Source organism: Micromonospora craterilacus, assembly GCF_003236315.1.
GTDB lineage: Bacteria > Actinomycetota > Actinomycetes > Mycobacteriales > Micromonosporaceae > Micromonospora > Micromonospora craterilacus.
The window spans coordinates 1-22,238 of the sequence record NZ_POTY01000038.1 but is presented as its reverse complement, the minus strand read 5'-3'; the positions used below and the strand labels follow the sequence as shown (position 1 = coordinate 22,238).

23 protein-coding genes and 1 tRNA gene are annotated in these 22,238 nt (G+C 69.8%); 11 read left to right on the top strand and 13 right to left on the bottom strand.

Translation table 11 applies throughout. The features are described from left to right. Nucleotides 1–2: 2 nt before the first annotated feature. From C1I95_RS08985 to C1I95_RS36260, 3 genes are read right to left on the bottom strand one after another with little or no spacing between them, the layout of a single operon-like run. Complete coding sequence (locus C1I95_RS08985; protein WP_111213327.1) at nucleotides 3–593, bottom strand: DNA-3-methyladenine glycosylase I; 591 nt, start codon at nucleotides 591–593, stop codon at nucleotides 3–5. 43 nt (nucleotides 594–636) lie between these two features. Continuing rightward, nucleotides 637–1,134: an SRPBCC family protein gene (locus C1I95_RS08980; protein ID WP_111213326.1), complete on the bottom strand. Its 498-nt coding sequence runs from the start codon at nucleotides 1,132–1,134 to the stop codon at nucleotides 637–639. After that, nucleotides 1,131–1,730, bottom strand: coding sequence for a DivIVA domain-containing protein (locus C1I95_RS36260; protein ID WP_233513437.1), 600 nt, complete (start codon nucleotides 1,728–1,730; stop codon nucleotides 1,131–1,133). The genes C1I95_RS08980 and C1I95_RS36260 overlap by 4 nt, the downstream gene beginning before the upstream one ends. A 142-nt stretch (nucleotides 1,731–1,872) precedes the next feature. Here C1I95_RS36260 and folP point away from each other — a divergent pair, with 142 nt between their 5' ends. Further along, on the top strand, nucleotides 1,873–2,742 hold the full coding sequence (folP, locus tag C1I95_RS08970) for a dihydropteroate synthase (protein WP_111213340.1): 870 nt from the start codon (nucleotides 1,873–1,875) through the stop codon (nucleotides 2,740–2,742). A gap of 20 nt (nucleotides 2,743–2,762) precedes the next feature. Here folP and ndhC read toward each other — a convergent pair whose 3' ends face one another. Beyond that, nucleotides 2,763–3,140 carry an NADH-quinone oxidoreductase subunit A gene (ndhC, locus tag C1I95_RS08960; RefSeq protein WP_111213325.1) on the bottom strand — a complete coding sequence of 126 codons (378 nt, stop codon included), beginning with the start codon at nucleotides 3,138–3,140 and terminating at the stop codon, nucleotides 2,763–2,765. Nucleotides 3,141–3,473: 333 nt separating this feature from the next. On the opposite strand from ndhC, the gene C1I95_RS08955 reads away from it, so the two are divergent. Next, nucleotides 3,474–5,321 carry a 2-oxoacid:acceptor oxidoreductase subunit alpha gene (locus C1I95_RS08955; protein ID WP_111213324.1) on the top strand — a complete coding sequence of 616 codons (1,848 nt, stop codon included), beginning with the start codon at nucleotides 3,474–3,476 and terminating at the stop codon, nucleotides 5,319–5,321. After that, a complete protein-coding gene (locus C1I95_RS08950) occupies nucleotides 5,314–6,348 on the top strand; it encodes a 2-oxoacid:ferredoxin oxidoreductase subunit beta (RefSeq protein ID WP_111213323.1) in 1,035 nt (344 codons plus the stop codon). The genes C1I95_RS08955 and C1I95_RS08950 overlap by 8 nt, the downstream gene beginning before the upstream one ends. A gap of 88 nt (nucleotides 6,349–6,436) precedes the next feature. Here the strand turns inward: C1I95_RS08950 and C1I95_RS08945 are convergent, their stop codons facing one another. Beyond that, nucleotides 6,437–7,078 (bottom strand): FMN-dependent NADH-azoreductase, encoded by a 642-nt coding sequence (locus tag C1I95_RS08945; RefSeq protein ID WP_111213322.1) that lies wholly within the window; start codon nucleotides 7,076–7,078, stop codon nucleotides 6,437–6,439. Between the two features lie 83 nt (nucleotides 7,079–7,161). On the opposite strand from C1I95_RS08945, the gene C1I95_RS08940 reads away from it, so the two are divergent. After that, entirely contained in the window at nucleotides 7,162–7,644 is a 483-nt protein-coding gene (locus C1I95_RS08940) for a MarR family winged helix-turn-helix transcriptional regulator (protein WP_111213321.1), read from the top strand. A gap of 18 nt (nucleotides 7,645–7,662) precedes the next feature. Here the strand turns inward: C1I95_RS08940 and C1I95_RS08935 are convergent, their stop codons facing one another. Continuing rightward, nucleotides 7,663–8,676 carry a potassium channel family protein gene (locus C1I95_RS08935; RefSeq protein ID WP_111213320.1) on the bottom strand — a complete coding sequence of 338 codons (1,014 nt, stop codon included), beginning with the start codon at nucleotides 8,674–8,676 and terminating at the stop codon, nucleotides 7,663–7,665. Nucleotides 8,677–8,838: 162 nt separating this feature from the next. On the opposite strand from C1I95_RS08935, the gene C1I95_RS37305 reads away from it, so the two are divergent. Then, nucleotides 8,839–9,762, top strand: coding sequence for a helix-turn-helix domain-containing protein (locus C1I95_RS37305; protein WP_438941297.1), 924 nt, complete (start codon nucleotides 8,839–8,841; stop codon nucleotides 9,760–9,762). A gap of 239 nt (nucleotides 9,763–10,001) precedes the next feature. Beyond that, nucleotides 10,002–10,583 carry a ClpP family protease gene (locus C1I95_RS08925; RefSeq protein ID WP_111213319.1) on the top strand — a complete coding sequence of 194 codons (582 nt, stop codon included), beginning with the start codon at nucleotides 10,002–10,004 and terminating at the stop codon, nucleotides 10,581–10,583. Nucleotides 10,584–10,698: 115 nt separating this feature from the next. Here C1I95_RS08925 and C1I95_RS08920 read toward each other — a convergent pair whose 3' ends face one another. After that, nucleotides 10,699–11,094 (bottom strand): winged helix-turn-helix transcriptional regulator, encoded by a 396-nt coding sequence (locus C1I95_RS08920; RefSeq protein ID WP_325048792.1) that lies wholly within the window; start codon nucleotides 11,092–11,094, stop codon nucleotides 10,699–10,701. A gap of 89 nt (nucleotides 11,095–11,183) precedes the next feature. Between C1I95_RS08920 and C1I95_RS08915 the strand changes: the two genes are divergently transcribed. Beyond that, entirely contained in the window at nucleotides 11,184–12,032 is an 849-nt protein-coding gene (locus C1I95_RS08915; RefSeq protein WP_111213317.1) for an SDR family oxidoreductase, read from the top strand. 244 nt (nucleotides 12,033–12,276) lie between these two features. On the opposite strand, the gene C1I95_RS08910 is transcribed toward C1I95_RS08915, so the two are convergent. Next, nucleotides 12,277–12,349: transfer RNA gene (locus C1I95_RS08910), tRNA-Arg, on the bottom strand. 781 nt (nucleotides 12,350–13,130) lie between these two features. After that, nucleotides 13,131–13,748 carry an HAD family hydrolase gene (locus C1I95_RS08905; protein ID WP_111213316.1) on the bottom strand — a complete coding sequence of 206 codons (618 nt, stop codon included), beginning with the start codon at nucleotides 13,746–13,748 and terminating at the stop codon, nucleotides 13,131–13,133. Between the two features lie 459 nt (nucleotides 13,749–14,207). On the opposite strand from C1I95_RS08905, the gene C1I95_RS08900 reads away from it, so the two are divergent. The 4 genes from C1I95_RS08900 to C1I95_RS08890 all read left to right on the top strand — a co-directional run bounded on the left by C1I95_RS08900 (nucleotide 14,208) and on the right by C1I95_RS08890 (nucleotide 18,183). Then, nucleotides 14,208–14,507, top strand: coding sequence for a hypothetical protein (locus C1I95_RS08900; RefSeq protein ID WP_146605678.1), 300 nt, complete (start codon nucleotides 14,208–14,210; stop codon nucleotides 14,505–14,507). A gap of 485 nt (nucleotides 14,508–14,992) precedes the next feature. Then, nucleotides 14,993–15,661, top strand: a complete 669-nt coding sequence (locus tag C1I95_RS34745; protein WP_146605677.1) for a hypothetical protein — start codon at nucleotides 14,993–14,995, stop codon at nucleotides 15,659–15,661. A gap of 315 nt (nucleotides 15,662–15,976) precedes the next feature. Next, nucleotides 15,977–17,779, top strand: a complete 1,803-nt coding sequence (locus C1I95_RS36250) for a S9 family peptidase (RefSeq protein WP_233513436.1) — start codon at nucleotides 15,977–15,979, stop codon at nucleotides 17,777–17,779. Between the two features lie 161 nt (nucleotides 17,780–17,940). After that, on the top strand, nucleotides 17,941–18,183 hold the full coding sequence (locus C1I95_RS08890) for a hypothetical protein (protein WP_146605676.1): 243 nt from the start codon (nucleotides 17,941–17,943) through the stop codon (nucleotides 18,181–18,183). 144 nt (nucleotides 18,184–18,327) lie between these two features. Here C1I95_RS08890 and C1I95_RS08885 read toward each other — a convergent pair whose 3' ends face one another. The 4 genes from C1I95_RS08885 to C1I95_RS08865 form a co-directional block, all read right to left on the bottom strand. Then, on the bottom strand, nucleotides 18,328–18,888 hold the full coding sequence (locus C1I95_RS08885; RefSeq protein WP_111213313.1) for a hypothetical protein: 561 nt from the start codon (nucleotides 18,886–18,888) through the stop codon (nucleotides 18,328–18,330). 284 nt (nucleotides 18,889–19,172) lie between these two features. Beyond that, nucleotides 19,173–20,225, bottom strand: coding sequence for a phosphotransferase enzyme family protein (locus C1I95_RS08880; protein ID WP_111213312.1), 1,053 nt, complete (start codon nucleotides 20,223–20,225; stop codon nucleotides 19,173–19,175). A gap of 134 nt (nucleotides 20,226–20,359) precedes the next feature. Then, nucleotides 20,360–21,679 carry an NsdA family TPR-like regulatory protein gene (locus C1I95_RS08875; protein ID WP_111213311.1) on the bottom strand — a complete coding sequence of 440 codons (1,320 nt, stop codon included), beginning with the start codon at nucleotides 21,677–21,679 and terminating at the stop codon, nucleotides 20,360–20,362. Between the two features lie 211 nt (nucleotides 21,680–21,890). Continuing rightward, nucleotides 21,891–22,238: GNAT family N-acetyltransferase (locus tag C1I95_RS08865; protein WP_146605675.1), on the bottom strand; the 348-nt coding region annotated here is incomplete at its 5' end.

Here is a 22,238-nt window from a genome sequence, read left to right as displayed (position 1 = left end):
CCTCATCCCATCACGCCCGCCTCGGACGTCACGACGTGGCAGCCCACGACATGGTCGTCGACCATCCCGGTGGCCTGCATCAGCGCGTATGCCGTGGTCGGGCCGACGAACCGGAAGCCATGCTTCTTGAGCGCCTTGGCCATCGCCGTGGAGACGTCGGTCAGCGCGGGCACCGCCGCGTAGGTTGCCGGCCGGGCCCGGCCGGGTGCCGGAGCGAAGGACCAGAGCAGCTCCGACAGCCCCGCCGGCAGCTCCAGCGCGGCGCGGGCGTTCGCGATCGCCGCCTCGATCTTGGCGCGGTTACGGACGATGCCCGCGTCGGCGAGCAGCCGATCCACCTCGGCCTCGCCGTAGCCGGCCACGGTCGCGATCCGGAAGTCGTCGAAGGCCAGCCGGAACGCCGGCCGTTTGCGCAGGATGGTCAGCCAGGACAGCCCGGACTGGAACGCCTCCAGCGTCATCCGCTCGTAGAGGGCGTCGTCGCCGCGCAGCGGGCGACCCCACTCGGTGTCGTGATAGACCGCGTAGTCGGGGGTGCTCGCCCCCCAGCCGCAGCGGGCCAGCCCGTCGGCACCGATCACCAGTTCAGTCACGCCGTCCAGGCTAGGCGAGCCCTCCGACAGCCCCCGCCGCTGGTCAGGGCAGGCGGCCCTGCTCGACCTGGCGGGCGAACCGCCGCAACGCCTGGGTGAGGCTGAGCTTCGAGCCCGGCCAGAGCACCGGCCAGGCCACCCGGCCGGCCGCCCCGCCGGGCAGGTGGAACCACTCGTGCCAGACCACCTGGCTACGGCCGCTCTCCAGCTGGGTGCAGCGCAGCACGCCCGGGCCGCGCAGCAGCGTGCCGCAGTGCACCACGCCGATCTCGTACGGCGCGTCCACCCGGACCACCCGCATCTTGTCGCGCAGCACGGCCGGGCCGAGCGTGGTGACGGACTCGACCAGGCTGCCCTCGCCACCGTCGCCCTCGACCACCCGCACGGTGGTGAACGGGATCCAGTCGGACTGCCGCTCCCAGGCCAGCAGGGCGGCGAAGACCTTCTCCGCAGGCGCGTTGACGATCACGGTAGCGGTGACCTCACCGGCACCGGGCTGGGCCGCCTCGCGAAGATCGTCCGGGGCGCCCGGGTCGCTCACGCCGACTCCGAACGGACCGCGGGATGGTGCGGCTCGGCCTCCGGTGCCCCGGTGGCGACCGACTCCCCCGCCCCGCGTTCCCCGTCGGCGGTCAACGGCTGGTCGGCCTGCGCCCGGCCGTTCTCCTCGGCCGGAGCGCCGTGCGCCGTCCCGACGTCCTCGGCCGGCGTGCCGTCCGCTTCCGCCGTGCTGGCGTCCTCGGCGGGCGGGCCGCCGGCCGCTGCGGCGGTGGCCGGGCCGGAGGACTGCTCGCGGGCCTGCCGCAGGGCGTCGGCCTCGACCGTCCGCCCCTCCCGCAGCGCGGCCACCTCGGCCTCCAGCACGCCGATCAGCTCCGTCTTGTAGCCGATGTCGTACGCCGCCCGGCGCATCGCCTGGTCGACCTGGGCCATCCGGTATCCGCGCAGCGCGGTGTCGAAGCGGACCTCGCCCACGTCCGACTCACGGAGCGGCCGTTCACCGGGCAGCGGCACCGCCCGCCCGTCCGCCTCGGCCGGCACCAGACCGGGATCCCGGCCGGTGACCAGCACCGTCACGCCGAACACCACCGCCGCGACGGTGACCGCCACGACCAGCAGGAGCAGAAGCTGACCCATGCACTGATCGTGGCACGCCGACGCGGGCGGGGCGACCCCACCCGGCGCGGCGTACCGGACGGGGTCCGCGACCTGCGACGGGATAGCGTCACCGGTGGCCGGCGGCGGGATCCCGGCGGCCCAGGGCGACAAAGGAGGCGGCGTGGCCGGGGTGCTGCGGCTCGGTGGACGGACGTTCGGCCCCGACGACCTGGTGGTGATGGCGATCGTCAACCGCACCCCGGACTCGTTCTTCGACCGGGGCGCCACGTTCGCCGCCGACAGCGCCCTGCGGGCGGTGGAGCGCGCGGTGGACGAGGGTGCGGAGATCGTCGACATCGGCGGGGTGAAGGCCGGGCCGGGCGCGGAGGTCGACGCCGCCGAGGAGATCCGCCGTACGGTCGGCACCATCGCCGCAGTCCGGGCCGCCTTTCCGGAGCTGGTCATCTCGATCGACACCTGGCGCGCCGAGGTCGCGGTGGAGGCGGTGGCGGCCGGCGCGGACCTGCTCAACGACACCTGGTCGGGGGCCGATCCGGCGTTGGCCCGGGTCGCCGCGCAGACCGGGGCCGGGCTGGTCTGCTCCCACGCCGGCGGGCTCAGCCCGCGGACCCGGCCGCACCGGGCCGCCTTCGACGACGTGGTGGCCGACGTGCTGACGACGGTGACCGGGCTGGCCGAACGCGCGGTGTCGCTGGGCGTACGCGCCGACGGGATCCTCATCGACCCGGCGCACGACTTCGGCAAGAACACCCGCCACTCGTTGGAGATCACCCGCCGGCTCGGGGAACTGGCTGACACCGGCTGGCCGCTGCTGGTCGCCCTGTCGAACAAGGACTTCATCGGCGAGACGCTGGATCTACCGGTCACCGAGCGGCTGGAGGGCACGCTGGCCGCAACGGCGGTCTCCGCCTGGCTGGGCGCCCGGGTCTTCCGGGCGCATCAGGTACGCCAGACCCGCCGGGTGCTGGACATGGTCGCCTCGATCCAGGGCCACCGCCCGCCCACCGTCACCCGCCGCGGCCTCGCCTGACCCCGCCGGGCCGGCCCGGATCAGGTCCAGCGGAGGATGTTGCGGCGCCAGGCGTAGAGGAGCCCGAGGGCGAGGACGGCCACGAAGATCGCCATCTCAATCACGGTGACCAGCCCGAAGCCGGGCCGGTCGAAGACCACCGCCCACGGGAAGAGGAACACCGCCTCGACGGCGAACAGCACGTAGAGATAGGCGTAGACGTAGTAGCGGATCTGCATCTGCGCCCAGTCGCCCCCGACCGGGTCGATGCCGCACTCGTAGTTGGCGCGCTTGCCGGGCGGGTCGGCCGGGCGGGCCGGACGCAGCACCCGGTTGGCCGAGAAGGCAACGACGAAGAAGAGGACGCTGGCGAGCAGCAGCAGCCCGAGCGTCGCGTACGAGCCCAGGTAACCGGTCACGGTCGGTCAGCCTACCGCCCCCACCGATCCACCGCCGTGTGTCGGGCTCCCGACCAGGGCTGCCGGACCGGCGGTGATCTGGATTACGGCGTGCCGGGCGAAACGTCGCAAGACGCTGTATAAACCCTCACATTCCGATCCCAGTCGACGGACCTCCAGGGAAGGTGCGGGCCTGTTTCGACGTAGGCTCTCGGGTGAGGAAACACAAGCGGGCCGGCGTTCACGGACGGCCGGTACAGCGGCGCGTCAAGGAGGTCTCGTGGCCGGGCAAGGCGAGGTCACCATCCAGTTCAGCCGGCCGCGCCACGGCGCGCAGCGAAGCGAGGTGCGGCCGTGACCAAGCAGATCCGTCAACTGGACCGGGTGGTCATCCGATTCGCCGGAGACTCCGGCGACGGCATGCAGCTGACCGGTGACCGATTCACCTCGGAGACCGCGCAGTTGGGCAACGACATCTCCACGCTGCCCAACTTCCCGGCCGAGATCCGCGCGCCCGCCGGCACCCTGCCGGGCGTGTCGAGCTTTCAGGTGCACTTCGCCGACTACGACATCCTCACCCCCGGCGACGCGCCGAACGTCCTGGTGGCGATGAACCCGGCGGCGCTCAAGGCGAACCTCGTCGACCTGCCCCGCGGGGCCGACATCATCGTCAACACCGACGAGTTCACCAAGCGCAACCTGGCCAAGGTCGGCTATGCGAGCAGCCCGCTCGACGACGACACCCTCGCCGGGTACGCGGTGCACCCGGTGGCGCTGACCTCGATGACGATCGGCGCGCTGGCCGAACTCGACGTGTCCAAGAAGGACGCCGAGCGGGCCAAGAACATGTTCGCCCTGGGCCTGCTCAGCTGGATGTACTCCCGGCCGTACGAGTCGACCCTGCGGTTCCTGGAGCGCAAGTTCGCCAAGCGGCCCGAGCTGGTCGCGGCAAACATCGCCGCCTTCAAGGCCGGCTGGAACTTCGGCGAGACCACCGAGGACTTCGCCGTCCGCTACGAGATCAAGCCGGCGAAGATGCCGGCCGGCACCTACCGCAACATCACCGGCAACGCCGCGCTGTCGCTCGGCATCGTCGCCGCCGGGGTCCGCTCCGGCCTGCCCGTCTTCCTCGGCGCGTACCCGATCACCCCGGCCTCGGACATCCTGCACGAGCTGAGCAAGCACAAGCGGTTCGGCGTCACCACCATGCAGGCCGAGGACGAGATCGCCGCGATCGGCGCGGCGCTGGGCGCGTCGTACGGCGGCGCGCTCGGCGTGACCACCACCAGCGGGCCGGGCGTGGCGCTCAAGAGCGAGACGATCTCCCTCGCGGTGGCGTTGGAGCTGCCGCTGGTCATCGTCGACGTGCAGCGGGCCGGGCCGTCCACCGGCATGCCGACCAAGACCGAGCAGGCCGACCTGAACATGGCGCTGTTCGGCCGGCACGGCGAGGCGCCGGTGGCGGTGATCGCGCCGAAGTCGCCGTCCGACTGCTTCCACGCCGCGCTGGAGGCCGCGCGGATCGCGCTGACCTACCGCACGCCGGTAATCCTGCTGTCGGACAACTACGTCGCCAACGGCTCCGAACCGTGGCTGCTGCCCGACGTGGCGTCCCTGCCGGACCTGCGGGTCGAGTTCGCCACCGCGCCCAACGGCGAGGACGGCACCACCTTCCTGCCGTACCTGCGCGACCCGCAGACCCTGGCCCGGCCGTGGGCCATCCCGGGCACCGCCGGGCTGGAGCACCGCATCGGCGGGCTGGAGAAGGCCGACAAGACCGGCGACATCTCGTACGACCCGGCGAACCACGACTTCATGGTGCGTACCCGGGCCGCCCGGATCGAGGCGATCCCGGTGCCGGACCTCGAGGTGGAGGACCCGGACGGTGACGCCCGGATGCTGGTGCTCGGCTGGGGCTCGACGTACGGGCCGATCGGTGCCGCCTGCCGCGCGCTGCGTCAGCGCGGGCTGCCGGTCGCGCAGGCGCACCTGCGGCACCTCGCGCCCATGCCGGCGAATCTGGGCGCGGTGCTGCGGTCGTACGACCGGGTGGTCATCCCCGAGATGAACCTGGGTCAGCTCGCCCAGGTGATCCGGGGCCGCTACCTGGTCGACGCGATCGCCTACAACCAGGTCCGCGGCCTGCCGTTCACCGCCGCCGAGCTGGAGACGATGCTGGAAGAGGTGCTGAAGAATGTCTGAGCCCATCGCCCTCAAGCTCACCGCCAAGGATTTCAAGTCCGACCAGGAGGTGCGCTGGTGCCCCGGCTGCGGTGACTACGCGATCCTGGCCGCCGTCCAGCAGTTCATGCCGGAGCTGAACATCGCCCGGGAGAACACCGTCTTCGTTTCGGGCATCGGCTGCTCGTCGCGCTTCCCGTACTACATGAACACCTACGGGATGCACTCGATCCACGGCCGCGCCCCGGCGATCGCCACCGGCCTGTCGGTCTCCCGCCCCGACCTGTCGGTGTGGGTGGTCACCGGCGACGGCGACGCGCTCTCGATCGGCGGCAACCACCTGATCCACGCGCTGCGCCGCAACGTCAACCTCAAGATCCTGCTGTTCAACAACCGGATCTACGGCCTGACCAAGGGCCAGTACTCGCCGACCTCCGAGGTCGGCAAGATCACGAAGTCGACGCCGGTCGGCTCGGCCGACGCGCCGTTCAACCCGCTGTCGCTGGCGCTGGGCGCGGAGGCCACCTTCGTCGGCCGGACCATCGACTCCGACCGCAAGCACCTCCAGTCGGTGCTGCGCGCCGCGGCCGAGCACGAGGGCTCGGCGTTCGTGGAGATCTACCAGAACTGCAACATCTTCAACGACGGGGCGTTCGAGCAGCTCAAGGACCCGGGCACCCGGGACGACTACCTGATCCGGCTGGAGCACGGCCAGCCGATCACCTTCGGCAAGGACGGCCAGTACTGCGTCGTACACCCGCCGCGCGGCTTCGGCTTGGAGGTGCGCGAGACTGCGGCCACGCCGGCCGAGGAGATCGTCGTGCACGACGCGACGGTGGCCGACCCGGCGTACGCGTTCGCGCTGTCCCGGCTGCCCGGTTTCGACCTGCGCAACACCCCGATCGGCGTCTTCCGTTCGGTGCGCCGGCCGTCGTACGACAGCGTGGTGCAGGAGCAGCTGGCCGAGGCCAAGGCGAAGGTGACCGAGACGCCCGAGCAGCAGCTCGCCGGCCTGCTGGGCAGTGGGGACACCTGGACCATCAGCTGACCGGCGACTCCGCCGACAGACGTCGCGGGCGGGCCGTTCCGCATCGGAACGGCCCGCCCGCTCGTCGTACCCGGACGGCTGGTGGCGGTCAGACCGCCGCCGGCACCCAGAGTTCGTCGATGGCCCGCTCGGCGGCCGCGAGGCTCTCCTGGTGCAGCGGGATCAGCTCGGCCATGGCGGGGACGGCCGGGGCGAGGGTCAGCTCGGCGGCGATGAAGCGCGGCGCCAAGCCGGTCTGCGAGAGGCCGTGCGGCAGCCAGGGCTCGGCGTGGTCCCAACCCGCGCGCGGGGTGCCCGAGCCGTAGCCACCGCCCCGGGACGCCAGCACGATGAACTCGCGGTCGCCCAGCAGCCCGGCACCGGTCGCCGGGTCGTACGACAGGCCCGGCGCGATCAGCAGGTCAACCCAGGTCTTCACGCTGCTCGGTGCGCCGTAGTTGTAGAGCGGCAGCCCCAGCAGCACCGTGTCGGCCTGCTTCACCTCGGCCACCAGCTGCTCGGTCAGCGCCCAGGAGCGGCGCTGCTCCGGGGTGTGCTGGTCGGCCGGCGTCATCCGCGCCAGGCCCCCCGCCTCGTCGAGGTGCGGCAGCGGCTCCTTGCCGAAGTTCCGGTAGGTGAGAGTGCCGTCCGGGTGTGCGGCGTGCCAGGCAGCCGCGGCGCGGGCGGTGAGCCGCCGGCTGACCGAGTGCTCCCCGCGGATGCTCGTGTCGATGTGCAACAGGTGCGGCATTGGATAACCCTCCACGGATCGTTTGTGTAGCGCCAACTATTTATAGCAGGCCAATATTTCGCCGCGTGGGTAAACTGGGTCACATGCCTGCCGGGCCGGTCGACCAGACGGAGCGCCGCTCCGGGGCGCTGCTCGACCACCTGGCCCGGCGGATGCGGCTCCGGTCGGAGTCGGTGCTGGCACCACTCGGGCTGCGGCCCCGACACCTCGTCGCGCTCACCGTGCTGCGCGAGGCGGGCGGCATGAGTCAGCAGGGGCTCGCCGGCCGCCTTCAGCTCGACGGCACCAACGTCGTGGGGCTGCTCAACGATCTGGAAACGGCCGGCCTGGTCGAGCGGCGACGCTCACCCGAGGACCGCCGTCGGCACGTGGTGAGCCTCACCCAAACCGGCGCAAAACGCCTCAACGAGGCTGAGTGCGCCCTGGCCTCCGTCGAGGACGAGGTGCTCGGCGCGCTCGACCCGGCCGAGCGGGAGACGCTCTACGACCTTCTCCGGCGGGCGACCAGCGAGGTGCCGCCGACGTGCGCCGAGGCAGCCGGGAACGACCCCGACTCCCTCTGCTGACGCCGGTCGGGTGGGCGGTCAGGGCAGGGTGTTCGCCGCGGGGCGGTCGTCGCGGACGTGCACCAGCATGTCGCCGGTCTCGACGACCGCGCCGGCCCGGTCCGCCAGGGTGACCACCTTGCCCCGCCGGACCAACGCGATGACCAGCGTCTCCAGCTCGCGGGGCGACCTGCCGACCTCGTGTCGCTCGGCCGACCGCATGGCCAACGCCATGCCCTGACCCGGGGTGAGCAGATCCTCCACCACGTCGATCAGCGGCGGGGCCGAGGTCGACAGGCCCAGCAACCGGCCGGCGGTCGCCGAGGAGACGATCACGTGGTGCGCGCCGCTCTGCTTGAGCAGCGGGGCGTTCTCCGCCTCCCGGGCGGCGGCGATGATCCGGACCTGTCCGGCGGTGAGCTGCCGTACGGTCAGCGCCACCAGCACCGACGCGTCGTCGCTGTCGGTCGCGATGATCACCGCCTTGGCGGTACGCACATGCGCCTGGTTGAGCACCGAGGAGCGGGTCGCCGAACCCTCGATCGCGACCAGCCCGTTCGAGGTGGCCTGGCGCAGCGCCGGGCCGCTGCGCTCCACCACCACGATCCGGGATTTGTCGAGCCCGTTCTCCAGCAGGGCGGAGACCGCGCTGCGTCCCTTGGTGCCGTAGCCGCAGATGATGACGTGGTCCTTCAATTTTCTCTCCCACCGCTGCAGGCGACGGCCGGTCCGGTACTGCTCGGTCAGGACCTCCAGTGTGGTGCCGACCAGAATGATCAGGAACAGCACCCGGGCCGGGGTGATCAACAGGACGTTGATCAGCCGGGCGCTCTCACTGACCGGGGTGATGTCGCCGTATCCGGTGGTGGAGAGGGTCACGACCGTGTAGTAGAAGCAGTCGAGCAGGCTGAGGCCGTCGTCGTTGACATCGCGGTAGCCGTGCCGGTCGATGTAGACCACCGCCACGGTGGCGAACACCAGCCCCATCGCGGCGGCCAGCCGCAGGCTGAGCGCGCTGAGCGGACCCCGCCGCTGCGCCGGAAAGTGGATCACCGCGAGACCTGCCCCGCCGCCGTAGCCTGCACGCCCACAACATAGCCCCTGAGCGGGGAACCGCACGCCGAGGTTGGCGGCGACCGGGACGGGGACGGCGCACCGGACGGCGGGCGGGCATGATGGGAAGGTCTCCGCAGGACCGGCGAGAGTGAGGCCCGCATGTCGTTGCTGCGACGGGTGATCGGCGCGGTGCTGCGCCGCGAACGCCAGCGGCAGGGCCGCACCCTGCGCGAGGTCGCCCGGGCCGCCGGGGTCTCGGTGCCCTACCTGTCGGAGGTCGAACGCGGGCGCAAGGAGGCATCCTCCGAGGTGCTCGCGGCGATCTGCCGGGCACTCGGCCTCTACCTCTCCGACCTGCTCGAAGAGGTCCGCGACGAGCTGCGCCGGGTCGAGCGGCGGTTGCCGGCCGCTCCCCAGGGCAGCTACGTCCCGGCCACCCGACCCGGCGGCCCAGCGGTCTCGTCCGCCCGGCCCGGCCCGGGCGCGCACCCGGCCGCCCAGCTGGGCGTTACCGGTTTCGGCACCGGTGCGTCCAGGACCGGCTGGCTCGACCGCGCCGGCGGTGACCTGGCCGGTAGCGGCCTCGTCGGCACTCCCGCCGGCGTAGGCGGGCTGGCCGACGGAGGCGGGCTGGCCGACGGAGGCGGGCTGGCCGACGGAGGCGGGCTGGCCGACGGAGGCGGGCTGGCCGACGGAGGCGGGCTGGCCGACGGAGGCGGGCTGGCCGGCGCGAACGGGCTGGCCGGCGGGGCCGGGCACGGCGGCATGGTGGGCGGCCTCCGGGTCTTCGTGTTCGCCGAGGCGGGCGCTGGCCCGATCGGCCACACCGACGCCATCGCCCGGGGTGCGTTGTTCCGCCCGGCCCCGCCCGGGCGGCCGGCCGGCAGCGCCCTACGCCGGGCCAGGGCGCGAATGCGGTCCGCAGCGCTGGGCGCCCGGTGGACGCGTACGCCGGCGCGGCCCCGCCACGACGGCCCGACGGGGCATGACGCACGGCGCGGGCGACGTCCCGCCGGCCGCGCAGTTCCCGGTGCGGTCGTCCGGACCGTCACCCGCTCGTCCCACGCCTCCGCCGCCCGCTAGGGCTGGCGTCGACGTCCTCGGTCGAGCCGAGGCGGAGTCCAGGCGAAACAAGCCGGCCAGGCACTTCGACACCGGCTGTGGCCGGGGCGACTCGGCGGGAGGGCCGGTCGGCGCCGTTCTGCCGTGGGCGGATCTGCCGGGGGCAGAACCGCTGGGGCGCAGCCGCTCGACCGGCGCAGGCTGGACGAGCCGGTCCCCGGGCGGTCGCGTCGCCCGCCGGCGCGTGGAGGGCGGACGAGATGATCACGATGCTGGACGACGGGCAGCGGACCTTCGGCGACCAGGTGTTCGAGCGGCTGCTGCGGGAACGGATCGTCTACCTCGGCAGCGAGGTGACCGACGAGATCGCCAACCGGATCTGTGCGCAGATCCTGCTGCTCGCCGCCGAGGACGCGGAACGGGACATCCAGCTCTACATCAACTCGCCCGGCGGCTCGGTGAGCGCGGGGATGGCGGTCTACGACACGATGCGCTTCGTCCGCAACGACGTGGCGACCCTGGCGCTCGGTCTGGCCGGCTCGATGGGGCAGTTCCTGCTCTGCGCCGGCACGGCCGGCAAGCGGTACGCGCTGCCGCACACCCGGATCCTGATGCACCAGCCCTCCGGCGGGATGGGCGGTACGGCGTCCGACATCACCATCCAGGCGGAGAACATGTTGCACGTCAAGCGGACCATGCAGGAGCTGATCGCAGAACACAGCGGCCGCACCCTAGCGGAGATCCAGCAGGACTGGGACCGAGACCGCTGGTTCACCGCCGAACAAGCCCGCGCCTACGGCCTAATCGACCAGGTAATCACCGCCGCCACCCAACTCCCATAACCCACCCCGTCGATCTTGCACTTCTGGTCGCCTTTTTGCCCGGAGTTATGGCCTTTGCGAGGGCAGGAAGTGCAAGATCGGCGCGCGGTGTGCGGGGCAGCGCGCGGTGTGTGGGTCAGTTCGGTGAGCGGGTGTTGTCGTAGCGGGCTCGGGCGGACTCGACCTCGGCGAGGTGGTCGGTTGCCCAGGCTTCCAGGCCGGCTACCAGGGTGAGCAAGCTGCGGCCGAGGTCGGTGAGGGCGTAGTCGACCCGGGGCGGCACGGTGGCGTGCACCGTCCGGGTGACCAGGCCGTCCCGTTCCAGTCCACGCAAGGTCTGGGTGAGCATCTTCTGGCTCACCCCATCGATCCGCTGGGCCAGTTCGCTGTACCGCTTGGGCGCGACGGCGAGGGTCAGCACCACCAGCACGCTCCACCGGTCGCCGATCCGGTCGAGCACCTGCCGGCTGCCACACTTCCGGTCGTACAGGTTCGGCTCCACGTCTTTACTCTCCATCAGTAAGTCGCGCACTTCAAGGTGCCTACTCTCCAACGGGAAGTGCTGGCCCGGTGTTCCCGTTGACCTCGGCGTCAGGTAGTCATCCCTGGAGGAGCAAACTCATGTCAATCGTCGTTACCGGCGCCACCGGGCACCTCGGCCGACTCATCGTCACCTCGCTGCTGGACCGGGGCGTACCGGCCACGGAGATCGTGGCGCTGGGCCGGGACACCGACCGGCTGGCCGACCTGGCCGCGCGCGGGGTAACCGTCCGGCGGGCCGACTACGACGCCCCCGACTCGCTGCGCGCCGCGTTCGCCGGTGCCGACAAGCTGATGTTCGTCTCCGGCAGCGAGGTGGGCCGACGCGTGCCGCAGGCCCGCAACGTGGTCGCCGCGGCGAAGGAGGCCGGCGTCGGGCTGGTCGTCTACACCAGCATCCCGAAGGCCGACACCTCCAGCCTCATCCTCGCCACCGAGCACCGGGCGACCGAGCAGGAGATCACCGCCTCCGGGTTGCCGTACGTCTTCCTGCGCAACGGCTGGTACCTGGAGAACTACCTCCCGCAGCTGCCCACGTACCTCGAACACGGGGTGTTCGGCGCGGCAGGTGACGGGCGGTTCAGCGCCGCCGCCCGCGCGGACTTCGCCGAGGCCGCCGCCGCGGTGCTGACCGGTGACGGCCACCCGAACAAGGTGTACGAGCTGGGCGGCGCGCCGTTCACCCTGGCCGAACTGGCTGCGGAGTTGTCCCGGCTGAGCGGGCGCGACGTCAGCTACACCGACCTGCCGGTGGAGAAGTACGTCGAGGTCCTGGTCGGCGCGGGCGTGCCCCTGGTGTTCGCCGAAGTGCTGGCCGACAGCGACCGCGGTGCCGCCGAGGGCGAGCTGTACGTCGAGCGCGACGACCTGGCCAGGCTGATCGGCCGGGCCCCGGTCACCCTCGCCGACGCGATCCGCGCCGCGCTCTGAGCACCGACCGGCCCGCCACCCCGGCATTACTACCGGGGTGGCGGGCCGCACCGTCAATCGGTGGGCGGCGCGACCCGGAACCACTGGCGAGACGGTTCCGGCACCAACAACAGGCCGACGACCGCGGCGGATCAGCTCATGCTAGGGGGTCATTCGCCTGGTCGACTGAGCGGCGAATCAGCCGCCACCGATCGAACATCGCGTGTATTGCCAGCTCAGGCGGAGTTTTTGCTGATCTTCGAGGTGCCCCCGGCAGGATTCGAACCTGCGACACACGGTTTAGGAAACCGATGCTCTATCCCCTGAGCTACGAGGGCTGGATGATCCACGCCGACGAGCGGCGGCTGTCAGCGTACCGCAGGAAGCTCCTGGGGTGATCAGCGCTGGCACCGCCACCAGCGGATCACACATCGACCGCACGTCGCCGGGACAGCTGGGGCGGGTCGTCACCGACGGGCACCGTGCCGCACCGCCGTTCACCTACCGTCACCGGCAGCCGAGCACACATCGCGCACATCATTCATCGGCTGGCGGTCTGCTGATCACGGCTGATCTTGGTGGGACAGCCGCGCTACCAGGCTCGCCGCTGGAGGCGCGCCGTGATGTTGGTTCCGAGCTGATCGTGGCCGGCAAGAAGCCGTCGAACCCCCGCTGGTCAACCACGCGCCTGTTGGCCCCGCAGTGGGCGCGCCGCTCGTGCCGCCGCCGGTGGTGTGAACGGCCGGCGCGCGGGGCCGGCTGCGGACACCGCTCCCCGACGCGCACGCGACCTTGCTCGTAAGACGACCGCAGCGGCGGAGTGCTCGACAACCTCAACAACCACAGTGGACAGAGGCAGAAGGGCCTTGAACAGGCTGGGGAGCACCGCATTCATCTTGGGCTCGGCTCCACGCCGTCACAAGATCAGCGACAGAGGCCTGCACGGTGCATATCGCGCCGAGTTCGGTCTGCGTCCGGCAATTGGCGACGATCCACGTGAGTGACGTTGCGTGACAAGGGTTGCTGCGCTCAGCCGTTTGCTTGGCATCCGCTCATAGCCGATGTACGGATGTTGGATCACGACCGCTTGGTGCCGTCGCTGAGCCCTCTGGCTGGTCGTCAGCTGAGCAGTGCTCGGGTCAGGGTCGCGATGCTGGAAACCACGGGCGAATCTGTCTCAGCGAGGTGTTTACGCCGGTCCCGCCCGCACTCGCAGCCAAGACCGACGGCACCTACACGGTGGGCGGCGAAGAGCACCCCAGCATTCCCGCTCACCACGAGACAGTTCGCCACGCCGACGCCGAGCAGGTCAGCCGCCCGTTCAGCAGTACGCGCAGCGTCGCAGGCTGACAGGTCGAGTCCTTGCCGAGCGGCCACCACGGCAACATGTCCGTTCATGCCTTGCCCCTGCAACGTTGCGAGGACAGCGGACTCGGACAGATCGCTGATCACAGCGACGTCGCGTCCGCTGGCCACACACACGCCAAGGAGCTGCTGCAGACCGGGGGCTGGGCGGGCGGTAAGGGCGGCATCCAGTTCGAGCGCCGAAACGACTGCCTCCGCCTCGACGGCATGGTCAGGCTCACGCTCCGCCAGAAACGCCATTGTCTGATGCACGCCGAACCAGGCGAAGGTAATCGGCACCGGTCGTGGGCGGTAGTCCCGGTTCGCCAGCAACGCGGCGACCGCCTGCTCCCGGGCGTTAGAGCCGAGTGAGTCCCTGACATTGAACATCACACCATCGAAGTCGAGGAGTACGCGACGCGCGCGGTCGACGGCACGGCGAACGTGAGGACGTATGCGTGCATGCCCGGGATCGACACCAACCATGACCACCCCCCGCAGACCTTCGAGAACCGAATGGGCCGCTCCGTTGCCCCTGCCAACCTGCAAGATCGTGACAGGGGTCCACGCCCGACTTCAACAGCAATCTCATCAGCTACGGACGGGCACGCCGGAAGCCGAACTTCCTCTACTGCCGCCCGTCGTGCGCGCTGACGGGGGCCAGTACAAGTCACGGCGAGTCTGCATCGCAAAAGCAGAGACATGAGATGACGACTGGATGAGCCGGGGCCGTAGAGTGCTGTGATGGTCGACAGTTGGACTCCTCCGCAGCGGGGAAACTGTACCTACACGGTTCACCTCGAGCACCTCTTCGAGGTGGTGCTGCCGCCGGCCCATCCGGATTTGGAACCCATGACCGTCGCCGAACTGCTTGACACCGGCGACCTCAAAGCCGACCCGCTCACGGAGGCGGACCGAAAGCGGGGCGGCACCGGATACCACTGGTCTCTCTGGGTCGGTGACGCCGCCCGCGGATACTACGACGACCACGCGTCGCTACAGCTCGACGTGGGCATCCTGGCCGCGCCGGGCGTTGAGCGCGTGGAGTGGCTCGACCGGGAGGAGTTCGTGGCCGGCGCGCCGACACTGTGCGTCGACGGGATGACGGCCGTGGTCGCCAACGTGCTGGCCGACCCCCGCGTGCGGGTGTAGAAGCCTGCATCGGCACGAGACATCTCCGCTACGCCGACGACCGGCCCGGAAGCATCGCGGCGGCGCGCGGATATCGAGTTGTCCGGCGTGGAGGAGGGCAAGCCAGTCCGCACCCCGCGCAGTTCCTCGACGGTCAGTTCGAGGAAGCCGACTGGACCGAGCCCGGTGACGCCTTAGTCGGCGAGCGCTGGCGCATCCGCTTCTGCCGCAGACCGGGCGTCACGGTGCGTGACGGCGTGCAGTGTCCGGTAGCCGATGTGAGTGAGTCGGAGCGCACCTTGGTCACGGTCATCACAGGACGGACCAGGACAAAGAGTGCCGGCCGCGCAGTAGCCCTGATGTGTTCACTTGGAGTGAGGTGCGACCGGTTACCGCAAGGACCGCGCCGTCTACCTCGGCGCCTCTCGCCGGGCGTCTCGCAATGCCCGAGGGCGCTGCCCGTATCGCATCTTGACCATGGCGAATCGCCCTGAAAAGCTGAACACATGTACTTTCACGCCGACGAAAGAGGGGACCCAGATCTTTCACGCCCCCTGACCCAGCTAGAGCATGTCCAGGTATATTGGGCCAATGCCGACAATGACCCGGAGTCACTGGCGGATCTTTACTTGAATTTTCACGACTTTGGTCGAGTCGAGTTCCTCCTGTTTAAGGGCCGATTGAGCGCCGCAATACTCGTTGCTCGCTCAGCCAGAATTGCCACCTCGCGACTGATGGCTAGGCTTGAGCAACAACGGCGAGATGGATCCCATCGCGTTCCTGGGTGGGAAGTCGAGTCCGACGACGTCCTTGAGGAATCAGTCGGCGTGGTTCAAGATGCAGAAGAGATTGCGATTGGCTCCGCCATATTGGCTGCTGTCGCCGCACTGGAACTCTTGCTCAAGGAACTGTCGGACAGTACTGGCAAGCGGAGTGGGCTCGATCAAACGCTGAAGGACTTCCTGACACGACGGAACGCCTCGTCAGATGAGACGGAACGCATCATCAAGATGGTCTCGAGGGTGCGTGAGCGACGGAACTCTTTCGCCCACACGCTCACGGGATCCTACTGGGACCAACCGACCACAGAACGAATACTTACACCGGAGTCCATGGACGATACACTGTTCACAATCGGTAAAATCGCCATCGCGCTAGAGGCACTGGTTGATTGACGTAACGACGATCTTTCAGGCGAGCATTGATGAACGAACGGCCCAAAAGGACTCCGCCTCGGGAGTAGTCGCTCGGATTGAATGCGCGGTCGATACCGGCAATGCGGACGGAGGCAGTTGTCCGCATCGAAGTTGCGGTCCAAGCTAAGCGGAAGGGCTGGAGGGTCTGGGCGTACAGTCGGCCCTGCGCGAGGTCTCGCATCAGTTCCGCAATGCAGGGGCCTCGGAAGCCTCTGGTGTCGGTCGTTGCGGCGCGGAGGCCGGTCGACGAGGGCCGCTCGGGCCACGGTACTGCGTTTGTTCAAGGAGGCGCCCGTGAGATTGGCGGATGGCATCGCTGCGGTCTCGGTGGCGGACGCCATCCGCGCCTCGGTGAGCTATGACCAGCTCCGCGCCTTCGACGGCTCGCTGTATTGGCTGGAGACTCGTCCCGACGCTGGTGGGGTCGCGACGCTGACCCGGTGGAGACGCGACGAGGGCACGCGTGACATCAGCCCCGAAGGTTTCGACGTCACAAACGACGTTCACGCATACGGTGGCGGATCGTTCGCTGTCGCGGATGGGGCGCTCTGGTGCGTCGGTGCGGGTGGCCTTTACCGGAGTCGTCGTCATGGCGGTCAACTCGAACTGGCCAGTCCGGCATCGTTGGGAGACCTGACCGTCGGCGACGGTGAGTTGCTAGCGGTGCGGGAGACAGAGCGTGGGGACGAACTGGTTGCGGTGCCGCTCACCGGCTCGCCGCGGCTGCGCGCTGTCACCGCCGGCAGAGGGTTCCTGAGTGCGCCCCGACCAGGTCCGGGCTTGTTGGCCTGGTCCGCTTGGGGCGAGCGCGACATGCCGTGGGACGCGTGTGAGCTGTGGGTCGCCTCGTATTCGTCTCAGGGGCACATCGAGCGCGCGGTAAAGGTCGCCGGCGGTCGGGACGAGTCGGCGGTTGAGCCCAGGTGGGGGCCTGACGGCTCGTTGTACTTCGTGTCGGATCGCGGCGGCTGGTGGAACCTGTTCCGGTGGGATGGCTGTGAGGTCGATGCGGTGGCGCCTATCGCGGGTGAGTGCGCCGCGGAGCCGTGGGAGCTGGGATACGCGTCCTACGCCTTTCTTGATGATGGACGGATTGTCGTGGCGGTACAGGAGGGCCCGCGGCATCGTCTGGTCCTTGTCGACCTCCAAGGCTCAGTTCGTCCTGTCGAACTCCCTTACACATCAATCAAGCCCTACCTGGCGACGCAAGGAACGACCGTGGCGCTGATTGGCTCGTCGCCGACGGCTGCGCCACAGGTCGCGCTGGTGCACTTGGCTGATGACGAGCCTCAGGTGGAAGTGCTCGCCAAGTCAGAGCACGCCGAGCTCTCCGGAGCCCAGGTGTCGACGCCCACGGAGCTGCGGGTCCACGCCGCAGGTGGGCGCGAGGTGTCAGCCCTGGTGTACCCGCCCACGGGATCAACGGCCGACTGGCGGGCACCAGTGATTGTTCGGGCTCATCCTGGGCCGACCGCCTCCTGCCTGCTGCGTTTGGATTGGCAGGTGCAGTTCTTCACCAGCCGGGGGTTCGCCGTCGTGGACGTCGACTACCTCGGCAGTACCGGCTACGGCCGTACCTATCGGGAATCGCTGTACGGCCGGTGGGGCCTGGACGACGTCGATGACTGCGCGGCGGTGGCATCCCACCTGCTCGCGGCAGGGCGGGCGTTACCGGGCCGGATCTTCATTCGTGGTGCCAGCGCCGGAGGCTACACCGCGCTGCACGCGGTCGCACGGAATGGCCCGTTCGCCGCTGCCACTGCTGTGTCGGCGATCGTGGACCCGGATCGGTGGGCCGAGACGGTGCCACGGTTCCAGCGTGCCCATGCCCTGCGGCTGCGAGGCGGTGCCGGCCGAGTTCGGGCCTCTGCCGTCCAACGGCATGTGCTGTTCATTCACGGCACCGCCGACGACGTGGCCGTGGTCGAGGACGTCCAGGTACTCGCTGACCAGCTGGCCGCCCGCGAGGTGTCTTACCGGCTACTGCTTCTTTCCGGTGTCGGCCATTATGTGGCGACGTCGGCAGGGGCGGGCACGGCGTTGGAAGCGGAACTGGCTCACTACCGGGCGGTGATGACGACCATAGCGACCAGCTAGCTAATGCCTTTGCCGCCCACCGATCGACCCGGCGGGCCATCCAGCCCGCCCCAGATGCCGGTGATCCGTCTGCTCGGCGACAGCGCGCTGGGCCGAAGCCCACGTCAGCCGACAGGTGAGTCGACAACGTGGTAAGGGTGCGGCCGAGCCCGTACACGGCGGTGCGTTCATCGACCGCCGCTCCGCAGGCGAACTCCTCTGATGCCGTTCCGCAGCGAGAGAGCTACGGCCTCGACCGGATAGCCCTGGCCGGCGACGAACTCGCGTACCTGAATCTCAAGCCCGAGGAATTCCACTCCTTCGTGCTGACCAACCGGCTGGCCCTGCTCGCACTGGCCGCAGACACGCCGCCCTGCACACTCACCTCGACTCGAACCGACGACCTGCCGACACTCTCCCATTAGCCCCGAACCCCACTGGCACGCAGACCAGCGGCGGATTACCGGCATGCGACCGTAACGAGAGCCCGGGGTCCATCGTCTTACCACCCGCCACGGCACCAGAGCAGGAAGAGTTCCCGGCAGCGAAAGTCGGTCTGCTGCCGATCGTCATCCTGCGGTGAGAGGAACGAACGGGTAACCCTGCTCCACGCACACCGGCACACCCCGATAGTGGGCAGTGATCCGAGCCGCGTCGCGCTGCGGGTGTTCGACCTCCACGACGACGCACTCACCGAAACGAACGTAGCGACCATGGACCAGCACGTCCCGGCCCTGCCACCAAGCCGTGTCCGCGCCGACTTGATCATTCCAGGCGGCAAGCTGCCGCGCGGAGTACGCGACATCGACAAACCTGACCGTCACCTGCGGCACCAGCGCCCGGACCTCGTCGTCGACGTCAGCCGCCGGGATGCGATACACCAGCAGAAGACCGGCCGGCAGGTCAACAGCGACACCGGCGTACCCGTCCGGCCAGCGCCGAGGGCCGGCGATGTCGACCGTCTCGCCGGCCTTCATCAACTCCTCCTGACCGGGCCAGTACGACTGCGCGGGGACCGGAGCACCCGACGCAGGCGACTGCGCCGGTGCAGCCGACGCGACGGGCATGGCGCACGCAGCCACCAGCAGCAGCAGCGGCGTGGCCAGCAGCGTGGTCAGACGTAGTCGCATGCTCAAGGTCCTCCGCTACAGGCAGCGTCCACCAATGGGGCTACTTCCGATACAACGATCCGACCAGGTTCAGGCGTACGCGCCGAAGTCGACCGTTCCGGCCCGGCGCCGGGGCCCAGCTGCGGGTGAACTGCCTCGCCGCAGCGGTGCTCGGTGAGCAGCCTGGCGACAAGCAGCAGCGCGTCATGGATGCGGACCACTTGACACGGACAGACGGCAGGCCGCAGTGGCCTGCGGAGGCCTCGACCGCCGCGACGGTGCCCTCGTTGTGCGGAGACGCGGTGTCAGCGACGTCCGAGGAGATCGGCGAGGAGGGCATCAGTGTCGCCTTGATGGTCGAGCAGGACGCGCACCGCGCGGTGGCGTTGAAGCCAGAACTCGTCGAGGGCGTCCTGGATTATGCCGGGTTTGAGGTAATGCTGCTTGACGCCGTACAGGCTCTTGAGCAGTTGGAGTAGCGCCACCTGGGCGCTGGCGCGGATGTCGTGGTCGGCGACCGTGGGGTTGGCTTGCACGTAGGCTTCGATCAGCGTGCGTGCGGTGGCGAGCCAGTCTGCTGTGGTGGCGACGGTGTTGGGGTAGAAGGCTATTCGCCCCACCTCGTATGCGATGAAGAACGGGTCCGGCGGTCGGAAGTCGATCACGGCCGACAACCGGTCGGCGTCGAAAAGCACATTCACTGGGCTGTAATCACCGTGCAGGACCTGGGTGGTGAGCGTTGGCAGGCCGCCCATGAGTTGGGGGATCTCCTTGATTGAGTCCCGCCGTTCGGCGAGCGTTCGCGCGGCCTGCACGTCGAACGGCTCCGCGATGCCCGCCGCGATGCGGGCCTCGGACATCCCGATGAGCCGGTCGATGGTTGCGGCCAGATCCCGTACGTTGACGCCGAGCCATCGCTGCGCCTGGGGTGAAGATCCAGCGCTGGCCGGCAGGGCGGCGAAGGCGGCGTGGATACGGCCGAGCGCCGTGCCTGCCGCCCGGGCCTGGGCTGCGGTGAGATCAGCGGTGACAACGGCGCCCGACACCCACTCCCATACGGAGATCGCGTGCGAGGTGCTGGTGTCGACAGGCTCTCCGTCGCGATTGTGGAGTAGGCCAGCGACCGGTATGCCGTGAAGACCGGCGAGGGCCGACAGCTCGGTGGCGTCTGCCTCACGGATCAGATCGATGCCGGGCGGGTAGTTCTTGACGAACACCTCCCGGCCCGCGCATGTCGCCCGGTAGTTGGTCGTGCCCTGTCCGATGGGAATCTGCACCAGGCAGTCCGGCACGAGACCGTAACGGCGCGCGAGGACGCCGCCGATCGTCGCCGAGGGTTCCGTCGTGTTCTCGGTCATCAAGGGATGCTTTCCTGCCGGTTGTGGCTACCACGAGCTGTTGCCGGAACAGGGGCCTCGTGCAATTGGCAACGTGCGACGAACGGTCGCTACGTGAAGAGCTCGGCGCTCCAGCGGGATGTCCCCCGCCAGCGTCAATCGGTACTCGATAACCACGTGCTGCCTGCCTTGTCGCCAACCTCTGCGCCTGAAACACCACGATTGGGCCCGCCTTCTTCGAGGTCGGTGGGGTGTAGCAGCCTGGCCGCGAGGGCGGTGATCTCTGGAATGGTTCGGGCCTGGCATCGGCGTTTGAGTATGGCCAGACGGCTTGTCGGGTCGGATGGGTGCAGTCCGAGTCGGCGGGTGATGGTCGCTTCGTCGGCACCCGATACGGCGAGGCGGACGATGTCGATGTCGGCGATCATCGCGGCTCGGGCTGCGGCGGTGTCGTAGGCGTTGATCCATTGCATGGCGGTGGCTTCGGGGCGACGGCCGAGGGTGGTACGCAGTTGGTGCAGGCCGATGGCTGCCCGTCCGACGAGCAGGCCCTGGTGGAGGTGCCCGGCCAGGCGTAGGGCGGTGTGCGCGGCGCGGACGGCCTCGTCCACCGCGTGGGCGGCCAGCTGGGCGTGGGCGTGGGTTAGCAGGGAGTGCGCTCGGTCTCGAACCCGGGAGGCGGGCATCGTCCGTACGGCCTGTCGGGCGTGGGCGGCGGCGTCGTCCGGTAGCCCGGCGGCCAGGTAGACCCGGGCGGTGAGCATGTCCAGGGCGGGTTGGTCGAACCAGGCCAGCCACAACGGCACCGGCATCCGGGCGGCCTGGTCGAGGGTGCGGTGCGCGTAGCGCAGTAGCCGCCGTGCCTCCCCCGTCTGCCCGGCATAGGCGCGGACGCGGGCGGTGTGCACCGCCAGTAGCGCTCGATACCTGATCGGCGCGCGGCCGGCGCCGTCCCGCGCGGCGGCAGCGGCGGCGAGCATGCCGCGGCGGCTGTCGGCGGTGTGCGCAAGCCCTACGCCGGACAGGACGAGATCCAGGTGTACGAGGTGCCGGTGAAGGCGCTGCGCCAGAGGGCGAGGCACGCCGGCGCTGACCTGCCTCGCCCTGGCCAGCATGCTGGCGGCCACCAGCGGCTCGGCGGCGTCGAACGCGCACCAGGCGGCCTGGGCCAGGTGCTGGGCGGCAACCACCGCCCGCACCTGATCAGATATCCCAGGCGGCGCAGCGGCGCGAAGGATCCGCGTGGCGTGTCCGGCAGCCTGGCCCGCCAACCCCACTCCGCCGTAGCGTTCGTCGGCGCGTGCTAGGCGTTCCACCGGATCGGCCAGGGTGCCCGGCTGCGCGAGCTGGGCGATCTCGTCCTCGCTCAACGCCCACAACACCATCTGCACCCGTCGCCGTCGTCGGACACCGAGGGAGGTGGTCGCGGTGCCGCCATCAGCGGCGGCGGCGGCGGAGGCGGTCAGTGGGACCATTTCTGCCGCCTCGCATACGGCGGGGCCATCTCCGCGAGGACGTGACCGAGCCGGTCGGCGACCGGGCTGGCCAACGCGGCCACCAGCTCCTGCGGTCGCGGGCAACCAACGTGCTGATCGTCGCGCCGGCACGGCATCCGGCGGCTCCACGCGAGCAACGCCGCCACCCACACATACCAGTGCGTCGTGAACGAGGCCACGGCTGCGGGTCTCACCCCGGCCGCCGACGTGGCCTGGTGGGCGGGAACGGCGTACGACCGCCGCGGGTGGGGGCACCGCGCCACATGCGCCAGATGATCGGCCCTTCGGTGGGGAGGACGATCGTCTGGCCGGCGGTGTAGCCGTGGCGGAGGTAGAGCCGCCGGTTGCGCATGTTGCTGGCTTCCAGGTACGCCGGCAGGCCGAGCTGGTCGAGATGACGGTGATAGTCGGCGAGCAGGGCGGCACCGATGCCCCGGTTCTGTCGGTTGGAGTCGACGGCGAGGTAGGCCAGGTAGTGGTGCGGCTCGTCGGGGTGGAACGCCTCGAACATCTCATTCAGGAGCACGAACTTCGGGGC